General features: G+C 54.5%; 8 protein-coding genes. 4 read left to right on the forward strand and 4 right to left on the reverse strand.

Translation table 11 applies throughout. The features are described 5' to 3' along the window. Nucleotides 1–188: 188 nt before the first annotated feature. From AArcSt2_RS10770 to AArcSt2_RS10785, 4 genes are all read right to left on the reverse strand, one after another. Nucleotides 189–803, reverse strand: a complete 615-nt coding sequence (locus tag AArcSt2_RS10770; RefSeq protein WP_250584521.1) for a TetR/AcrR family transcriptional regulator — start codon at nt 801–803, stop codon at nt 189–191. Between the two features lie 68 nt (nt 804–871). After that, on the reverse strand, nt 872–2,044 hold the full coding sequence (locus AArcSt2_RS10775) for an XdhC family protein (protein WP_250584523.1): 1,173 nt from the start codon (nt 2,042–2,044) through the stop codon (nt 872–874). Nucleotides 2,045–2,142: 98 nt separating this feature from the next. Next, nucleotides 2,143–3,489, reverse strand: coding sequence for a VWA domain-containing protein (locus AArcSt2_RS10780; RefSeq protein WP_250584525.1), 1,347 nt, complete (start codon nt 3,487–3,489; stop codon nt 2,143–2,145). Continuing rightward, nucleotides 3,486–4,430: an AAA family ATPase gene (locus AArcSt2_RS10785; protein WP_250584527.1), complete on the reverse strand. Its 945-nt coding sequence runs from the start codon at nt 4,428–4,430 to the stop codon at nt 3,486–3,488. The genes AArcSt2_RS10780 and AArcSt2_RS10785 overlap by 4 nt, the downstream gene beginning before the upstream one ends. Before the next feature lie 162 nt (nt 4,431–4,592). On the opposite strand from AArcSt2_RS10785, the gene AArcSt2_RS10790 reads away from it, so the two are divergent. From AArcSt2_RS10790 to AArcSt2_RS10805, 4 genes are all read left to right on the forward strand, one after another. Further along, a complete protein-coding gene (locus AArcSt2_RS10790; protein ID WP_250584529.1) occupies nt 4,593–5,240 on the forward strand; it encodes a nucleotidyltransferase family protein in 648 nt (215 codons plus the stop codon). 170 nt (nt 5,241–5,410) lie between these two features. Beyond that, nucleotides 5,411–5,893, forward strand: coding sequence for a (2Fe-2S)-binding protein (locus tag AArcSt2_RS10795; RefSeq protein ID WP_174653206.1), 483 nt, complete (start codon nt 5,411–5,413; stop codon nt 5,891–5,893). Further along, nucleotides 5,886–8,258, forward strand: a complete 2,373-nt coding sequence (locus AArcSt2_RS10800) for a xanthine dehydrogenase family protein molybdopterin-binding subunit (protein WP_250584531.1) — start codon at nt 5,886–5,888, stop codon at nt 8,256–8,258. The genes AArcSt2_RS10795 and AArcSt2_RS10800 overlap by 8 nt, the downstream gene beginning before the upstream one ends. Continuing rightward, nucleotides 8,258–9,127 (forward strand): FAD binding domain-containing protein, encoded by an 870-nt coding sequence (locus tag AArcSt2_RS10805; RefSeq protein WP_250584533.1) that lies wholly within the window; start codon nt 8,258–8,260, stop codon nt 9,125–9,127. Before AArcSt2_RS10800 ends, AArcSt2_RS10805 begins: the two co-directional genes overlap by 1 nt. Nucleotides 9,128–9,140: the final 13 nt, after the last annotated feature.

A 9,140-nucleotide genomic window follows, 5' to 3' on the forward strand; every position in this document is an offset into this window, starting at 1 on the left:
CACGACCTGTATGCCTCAAGTGGGACGACCACAACTGGTCGGAGTTACCACGCTCAGTTCCCAACGAGGAGCATACGAACCCGCAAGTTGCCTCCGTGGGTCGGTAACCGATATTATACCCCCAGCGTGAGGAAACCTCGCCGTTTACGGCGAGGAGGATGTCATGCTTCGATTACGACAATAGCACTTCACTGCTCGCCGTCATTGGCAGAAGTGAACCGATCGAGATGAGCATAAATCGCGTTTCGGCTCGTTTCGATCGGGAATGAGCCATGCGTGGTGATACGGCGCATCCGAATACCGTGAAGCATCGAAAGCAATAGTTCGGCTTCCACTTCGGGGTCAATATCGCTAAATACGCCTGAATCTACGCCCGTATGCAGAATTTCGGTGATCTTCTCTTGGAGCGTTTTATCAACCGTTGTGTACTGCTCTTTGTAGAGCGGGTGATGTGGCGCGTCGCTGCGGAGTTCGAGTAGCGCAATCTGTGCTTGATACGTTTCTGTATCGATTGTTTCAGGGACGAGCCGATCGATGAGCGTCTCAAGTTGTGTTTGTGGATCAGTGGTTTCGACCTCAATCTCCTCAAGGAACGTGTTCAGCGCGTATGCCAGAAATGCCGACAGCAAATCCGCCTTGCCGTCATAGTGGTAGTACAGCAGTGACTTGCTTTTTTCGAACTCGTCTGAAATCGCTTGCATGGTGAGATCGCTATAGCCGTGCTCAACGAGTGCTTGGTAGGTTGCTCGCATAATCTCCTTTTTGAGCGGCCCAATATCGGAGGAAACTGCCATCTCAGCCATTATGCTTCCTCGCAGAATAGGTACGGTATCGATCGTGACATTCGAGCAAACGTTCTCATGCAGGATAATTAACTGTCTTCTTTTAATATCTCTGCTGCAACGCGGCCATGAATCGGGCCTGCATGTGATTGTAGATGCGCTGGTTCCTGCTCGTTGTGCACCGCAAGGAGTTCCGCAACAATACTGTGGGCAATCTGATACGGTGAGCCGCCACCAAGATTGAGGCCGATTGGCGTGTACACGCGGTCAAGCGCAGACGCCGTTACAGTTGCACCTGATTCCGAAAGCTCCCCAAGGAGCTGTTCGAAACGCTCTCGCGGCCCCATTAAGCCAATGTATGCTACTGGCGAATTAAGTAATGTCTCGATAGTTAAGAGATCATCAACAAAGTTGTGCGTCATCACGACTGCATACGTTCGGTCGTGAAGCGAGATGACGTCCTCGATTGAGCCGGGTGAGGTCGCGTATGTTTCATCAGCATATGGGAATCGTTCCGAGAGCGGGATACCGCCACGAAAGCCAACGACGGTAACGTGAAACTCGTTTTTTGCAGCCAATTCGGTGACGGGCTCCACATCGTGGCCGCTTCCAAAGATGACCAGTTCCGGCCGTGCTGCCACTCCATCAATAAAGACGGTTAGCTCGTTACCGGCATCTGTGATCGTAAGCACAGTCGATCGCCCATGTGTTGCCATCTTTCGTGCAGGGTCTGCCAACGCATCCTCTGGCCAGTTGTCACTCCCACCTGCAGGGATGGTAAATCGATCGTCCACCGGGTCGTAGTATGCTCGATCGCCACGGGAGTGCACGCCCGTTTCCGAGTCGATCACGGTTATAACGGCAATATCCTCTCGGTTAGCAAATGCATCAACTGCCGGTTGGTACTGTGCTGTGAGCGGTTCTAAAAGCACATCAATAATTCCATGACAGCCAATACCGAGTCCCCAGACATCATCGTCTTCCATCATATCATAGGTCACATACTGTATCGTCCCCGAGTCACGAACGTCAGCGGCTGCTTTCTGTAATGCATCCTCGAGACAGCCAGGAGTGAGACTCCCGCTGTGTGTCCCATCTGCGGCAAACAGCATCTTTGCGCCAGGGCGTCGGTAGGCGTTTCCCTCTACAGAAACAATCGTCGCGAGAACATCTTCGGTGGCCTCAGTAGCCGATGCTTCAAGCCGAGTACGGACGCGATTCAACACTGCCGGTTCTGGAATATTCCAATCGTGTTCTGTCATGATGGATGAGCGATCGACCGTCTCTGGATAAGAACGTCTCGACGGCAATTGCATCCAGTATGGTACCTGCACACAAAGTGGTTCCGTCGGTCACACGCTCACGGTGTGTTGGAGGTGGATGGTCCCCCATGACGACGGCGATCATAACGGTATCCGATCGGTCCATGCAACCCTCGATAGCTCAGTTGGCGGGTCGCCTCGGTAAGGTCTGCTGCATCAGCAAACCCGAAGAGTCCATCGACGAACGGGAGACAGGTGGCCATCCCACGTGCAGTTGGCTCGTATGCGCGAGACACTGCAAGCGGGTTCAACCAGATGATCGCGGCCGATCGGCGCGCAATCCACGCAATTGACTCCGCAAGCACATCATCATCTCCAACATCGAGTCCATCACTGACCATAATCACTGCCGTCTGTCGATCGATCGCATCCGGTGCAGTCCGCTTGAGCGTCTCGAGTGAACGTCCAATCTGTGTGCCACCACCCCATGTGACCTCGGCGTTTCGAAGTGCAGTAAGCGGGTCTACATGCCGATCAGCGAATGCGTCTGTTGCTTCGGTTAGTTCGGTGTCAAATAGGAATACGCGTGCGTTCCGTGCTCGCTCAGTGACGGTGGTTACCAACAGGAGCAGTAGCTCAAGGTTGAGCGTGTCTAGTACGGAGCCACTGACGTCGATCAACACACAGCAGTTTCGCTCGGACGTGACCTGCGTTTGCATCGGAAGATCGATCGGCGCACCACCAGTTTGGATGCTTTTTCGAAGCGCCTGCCGGAAATCAGGACGCCGACCACTCGTTGCGGGGCGATGTCTGCGTCCGGCAAGCGTGACCACCGTCTCGACAAATTCGGTCACTGCTGCTTCGGTGGTGTCGTGTTGTGGCCCAAGCGCACGTTCGGGGTCGATCGATCCAGCCGGTCCCGTGGCGCTATACCCCCTGACAGCAGCGGCGTCATCAGTTGTGGTGTCATCTGTCGAAGTTGCTATTTGCTGGGTACTCGTGGGCTGTATACTGTCAGGCCCACTGGTTTCGACATCCTGTTCTGCAGATTCGCGGGGCTCATCCGCAGTCATTACAGAGAGTGAATCCGATCGGGAGAGAACGTGTGTCTCGGGTCGATCACCGGCTTGGGTGGGAGTCTCAATAGCTACCGCTTCCAGCCGAGCCCGAAGTCGCTGCCAAAACTCGGGGAACACCGCTGCAAATACCGTGTACTCATCGGGTGCAGAGAGCAATGTTGCCTGAAGCACAGTTTGCACTCGTGTTTTGTCGCTGAGTCCGACAAGTGAAAGCGCACGCGCAGCCTCAAGCGTCGAGACTGCAGGCAATGTGACACCTTGTTGGTGTAACTGGTCAGTGAACCAGTGTAGCTCAGCAAGCACATGCTTGTGTGCAGTCGTAAAATCAGCCGCCTCGATCGGCGTGGTGGGTGGGTGATCAGTCATCTTGGCGTCTCTGCATCAGCAGCCACGGTAATGAGCTCAGAGAGTAGTGTTTCGTCAACGCGATCAAGATCTTCGATCTCTTTCAGCACACAGCCAAGCGTGCGTTGAATCTCTGCGATTGACAGCGGATCATCAGACTCTGGCGCCCGGAGTGTGTTAATCGCCCGTGCCCAATCGAGCGTCTCTGCCACACCGGGCTGTTTGAGAAACGGTTCTTCGCGGAGCCGCTCGATGATTGCACAGAGCTCTGCAGTGACTGTTGCTTGCAGCTCCGGCACTTTCTGTGACACAATCTGAAACTCTTGATCGAACGACGGTGGCTCAATGTGAAGGTAGAGACAGCGGCGCTTGAGCGCATCGCTCAATGCTCGTGTTCGGTTCGAGGTTAACAGGACGACCGGTGGCTGTGTTGCTCGGATCGTCCCGAGCTCTGGAATGGAGACTTGAAAGTCAGAGAGCACCTCAAGGAGAAACGCTTCAAACGCATCATCCGCACGATCGATCTCGTCAATCAAGAGGACAGGCGGGGTATGGCTGTCTGCAGAGATTGCGCGGAAGAGCGGCCGTTTGAGGAGATACGGTTCACTGAATACGGATTGTGTCGAATTTGAGGCGGCTGTGTCAACTGCACCTTCGTTCGATTGGACGGCAAGCAGCTGTTTCGTGTAGTTCCACTCATACAACGCGTTCTCCGCTGTCAACCCTTCATAACACTGGAGACGAATGAGCTCCGTTTCGAAGCCGCTTGCAAGCACTTTCCCCAGTTCGGTTTTTCCACTTCCCGGTGGTCCCTCAAGTAAGAGCGGCTTCCCAAGCGTGAGCGAGAGCCAGACAGTCGTGACCACGTTCTCGGGTGCAACATAGTCCATCCGATCGAATATCGATTCAAGCTCCGATTCTGTGAGGTTCTGAAACGATGATGCGGTTCGATCCGAGGTCATAGACACCAGCGCTGTTCAGCGCAGAGATCGATTGCCCTGCCTCTCCACCGCTCGATCGAATCACACATAGAATAATTGAACGTAGTTCGGGTCGGCTATATACTTTTGTAACATGGTACCATTGTGACCAGCAGCGGTCCTAAATGGGGTCTAGAATCAGATATGAGTGAGAGCGACTCGGATACTCAGCTCCCGACTGTTGACCCGACGTGTGTTCCATCTGGGACACCGATGCCAACCGTTGTTGGAATTGTTCTTGCCGGTGGAACGAGCCAACGCTTTGGTGACACAAACAAGCTCCTTGCAGAAATTGACGGAGAACCGATCGTTCGGCACGCAACGCGAGGGGTGTGTAACACCGCAGTCACTGCGACGATTGCCGTGCTTGGTCACGATCGCAAGCAGGTTGAAACAGCACTATCCGGGCTGCCGATCGAAACCGTCGTCAATACAGCGTATCGTGATGGGCAGTCAACATCGGTTCAAACAGGTGTTCGAGCAGCGTATGAATTGGTTCCTGATGCCGATGCGGTCGTTATTGCGCTTGGTGACATGCCGTTTGTCGCTGTCGAGACAATCAACACACTCATCCAGGTGTACGCAACTGGTGAGTGGGATGCGCTTGCACCGAGTACAGACGATGTTCGAGGAAATCCAGTCCTTTTCAGTCGGGATCACGCTCCAGCATTAACAGACGTCACTGGGGATGTCGGTGGGCGAGAGATCCTGTTAGCTGGTGATCGGAGCGCTCTCGTTGCGGTTTCGGATCCAGGTATTCATCGAGACGTCGATCGGCCAAGCGATCTCTGAAATTGTGTGCTCTGTATAGGCAGGCCACGGTCAGTCCTTTGGGTAGCTAGTCCACGATTTCGCACATATCTATTTACCACAACAGACAGTTGAATCATGTAGATAGATAACATGTTATCAATAACCATGAAAGTTGCTCTCAGTACAACGTATCATCTCGGAGTTGAACCATGAGCAAACAAGAGATTACACTCTCGGTTAATGGGGCAACACACGAGTTGCACGTTGAGCCACGAACGCTCCTTGTTACAGCCCTCCGAGAGGAACTTGGCTACACTGGTGCAAACGTCGGCTGTGAGACGGCACGATGTGGTGCGTGCACGGTTCGTGTCAATGGAGATGCGATCAAATCGTGTATGCAGTTTGCTGTCCAGTTAGATGGAGCAGAGATTGAAACCGTAGAGGGGCTTGCAGAAGACGGCAACCTTGCACCGCTGCAGGCACAGTTCCAAGCACACCACGGGCTCCAGTGTGGATTTTGTACGCCTGGAATGCTGATGACTGCAGATACGTATCTGAAAGACGCTGAGAATCCATCCCGTGAGGAGATCCGAGAGGCGATTGAAGGGAATCTCTGTCGCTGTACCGGCTATCACAACATCGTTGATGCGATCGAAGCAACGCTTACTGAGGGGGCACCAACCAATGAGTGACGCCGAAGATCGGTCCGATAAGCGAGTGTTTGGGAAAGCGATTAAGCGGAACGAAGATATTCCGTTGTTGACCGGCAGTGCAACTTACACTGACGATGTCATGCTTCGAGAGATGGTGCATCTTGCGATTCGGCGATCGGACCATGCACATGCCACGATTGTAGATATCGACACAAGCGAGGCAGAAGCGATGGACGGTGTCATCGCCGTCTACACCGGCGAAGATGTTGTCGAAAGCGGCGTCCCGAACACGATCCCAACCGCATGGATGCTCCCGGGACTGGTGACACCGCAGTATCGAATGCTCGCCGTGGACAAAGTCCGCCACGAAGGTGATGGAATCGCAGCGGTTGTCGCTGAGACACCTGAAAAAGCACGCGATGCACTTGATGCGATCGAAGTCACCTATGAGAAACTCGAACACGTGACCGACCCGGTCGACGCAGTTGAGAGTGATGTGCCGCCAGTCCATGATGAGGCAGCGGACAATGTGGCGTTTGATTTCGAACTCGGTGAAAAGGATGTTGTTGATGAGGCATTCGAAGCCGCAGATCATGTCGTGAGTGTCGATCTCCGACAGCCGCGGATAATCCCAAATGCAATGGAGCCACGGGCGGCTGTTGCAGATTGGGATCGTGGCACCGAAGAACTCCGAATCTGGATGACGAGCCAAAACCCCCATCTGCACCGAATGTTGCTCTCTGCAGGGACGCTCGGTGTTCCTGAGAACAAGATTCAGGTTATTGCCCCTGAAGTTGGTGGCGGCTTCGGTAGTAAGATCTACCACTACCCAGATGAAGCCGTGACTGCGTGGTGCTCAATGCAGTTGGGTCGGCCAGTCAAATGGAAGGCCAGCCGTATGGAGGCGTACGTCACGGATTGTCACGGCCGCGATCACACTACGACTGCTGAGATTGCAGTCAACGATGATGGCACTGTCCAAGGCGTCCGCGTGGAGACGTACGCCGGCCTTGGCGCACAGCTATCGCAGTTTGCGACGGCCACCCCCTCGTACCTCTACTCAACAATCCTCTCCGGTGAGTATGCGATTCCTGCGATCTACTGTCGCGTGATTGGTGCATTTACGAACACGACGCCGGTTGACGCCTACCGTGGTGCTGGACGTGCAGAAGGAATCTATGTGATTGAACGGCTCATGGATGTTGCAGCTAGAGAGCTCGACATGGATCCTGCGGAGTTCAGACGCCGAAATCTGATTCCGGCCGACCAGTTCCCATATCAGACGGCTGCGGCAGTCATCTACGATAGCGGAGAGTACGAACGTGCTATGGATACCGCGTTGGAGCACATCGGCTATGATGACCTTCGAGAGCGACAGAAAGCGCTCCGTGAGGAGGGGCGGTATCTCGGTATCGGCGTTGGAAACTTCGTCGAGTCTGCTGGCTTATCACCATCCGGGCTTGCCGGCGATCTCGGTGCGCAGGCTGGTGGCTGGGAGAGTTCGATCGTCCGGTTTGATTCAACTGGAACCGTCACCGTCCTTGTTGGCACTGCTGATCAAGGGCAAGGCCATCGTACAACGTTCGCACAGATCGCAGCCGAAGAGCTTGGCGTCGATATTGATGCCGTAAACGTTGTCGAAGGAGATACCGATCAGATCCCGCAAGGGATGGGGACATACGGCAGTCGAAGCGCCTCTGTTGGTGGTGGGGCGATCGCTCGTGGTGCCCGTGATGTACGAGAGAAAGCCCGCGAGATTGCGGCGCATCAGCTTGAGGCCAGTGTTGAGGACATCGGATTTGATGATGGGGAGTTCCATGTTGTGGGTGCACCCGACCGATCGATGCATATCCAAGCCGTGGCTGCACAAGCCTATCTTGGTCACAATCTGCCTGAGGAGATGGACCCCGGGCTTGAGTCAACAAACTTCTATGATCCGGAGAACTTCACGTTCCCATTCGGAACACACGTTGCCGTTGTCGAGATCGATCCAGAGACAGGGGCGATCGACCTCGAACGCTATGTTGCAGTTGACGACTGCGGGGAGATCATCAACCCATTAATCGTCGAAGGGCAAGTTCACGGCGGCATTGCGCAAGGAATCGGTGCGGCGCTGTATGAAGGCGCCGTCTATGATGATGACGGCCATCTCACAACTCGTCGAATGGACGAGTATGCCGTTCCGCACGCGACGTACCTGCCGGACTTCGAGACCGAGAATACGGTGACTCCAAGTCCACATAACCCGATCGGCGTCAAGGGTGTTGGCGAGTCTGCAACGATCGCTGCCGCGCCAACGATCGTCTCCGCGGTTGTGGATGCATTGGAACCGTTTGGAGTAACACATCTGGACATGCCGATCACACCAGAGCGTGTCTGGCGGGCCATGGGAGGTGGTGACTAATGTACGCAAACGATTTCGAGTACTATCGAGCAACGAGCGTTGCAGAAGCCGTTGAACTGCTGGTATCAAATGAGGGTGCAGAGCCGATGGCCGGATCACATGGGCTGCTCCCGCGAATGCGAACTGGTGAGGAAGCACCGCCTGTGCTCGTGGACATCAACGGTATTGACGGACTTCGGTCGATCGAGGAGACCGAAGCAGGACTGTCGATCGGAGCACTCACAACACATGCCGAAATTGCGCGATCGGAACTCGTACAGACGCATGCACCAGCACTTGCAGTCGCTGCACAGGCAGTTGGCGATATTCAGGTCCGAAACGGCGGGAGTATTGGCGGCAACCTTGCACATGGCGATCCGAGAGCGGACCTTCCTGCTGCAGTCCTTGCACTTGGTGGGTCAGTTTCGGTGACTGGACCGGATGGATCGAGTTCGATCGACGCAACCGAACTGTTTCATGGTGACTTCAAGACCGAAGTTGGTGATCATGAGATTGTGACCGCGGTTGAGATTCCAGTCGCAGCGAATACCGCGAGCACATATGTCAAGTATCGAAATCCACTCTCCGGCTATCCACTGATCGGTGTTGGAACGTGGGTGCAGACGGACGATGGTGGTGAGACGATCGAAGCTGCTCGCGTTGCGGCGACCGGAAACCTTGTCCGTTCGATGCGGCTCGAGGAGGTTGAAAATGCGTTGATCGGCTCAGCAGTCGATAAATCGACGATTGATGCGGCCGTTGCAGAGGCAGCCGTAGATGAAGAGCTGTATCGACAGGATCCACAAGCGTCTGCGGCATACTGTAACCACCTGTTGGCTGTTCGGACAGCAGAGGCATTGGATACAGTGCTTGCGATCGAGACAAACTGACTCATTCTTTTTT

This window comes from Natronocalculus amylovorans (assembly GCF_023638035.1).
Lineage (GTDB): Archaea > Halobacteriota > Halobacteria > Halobacteriales > Haloferacaceae > Natronocalculus > Natronocalculus amylovorans.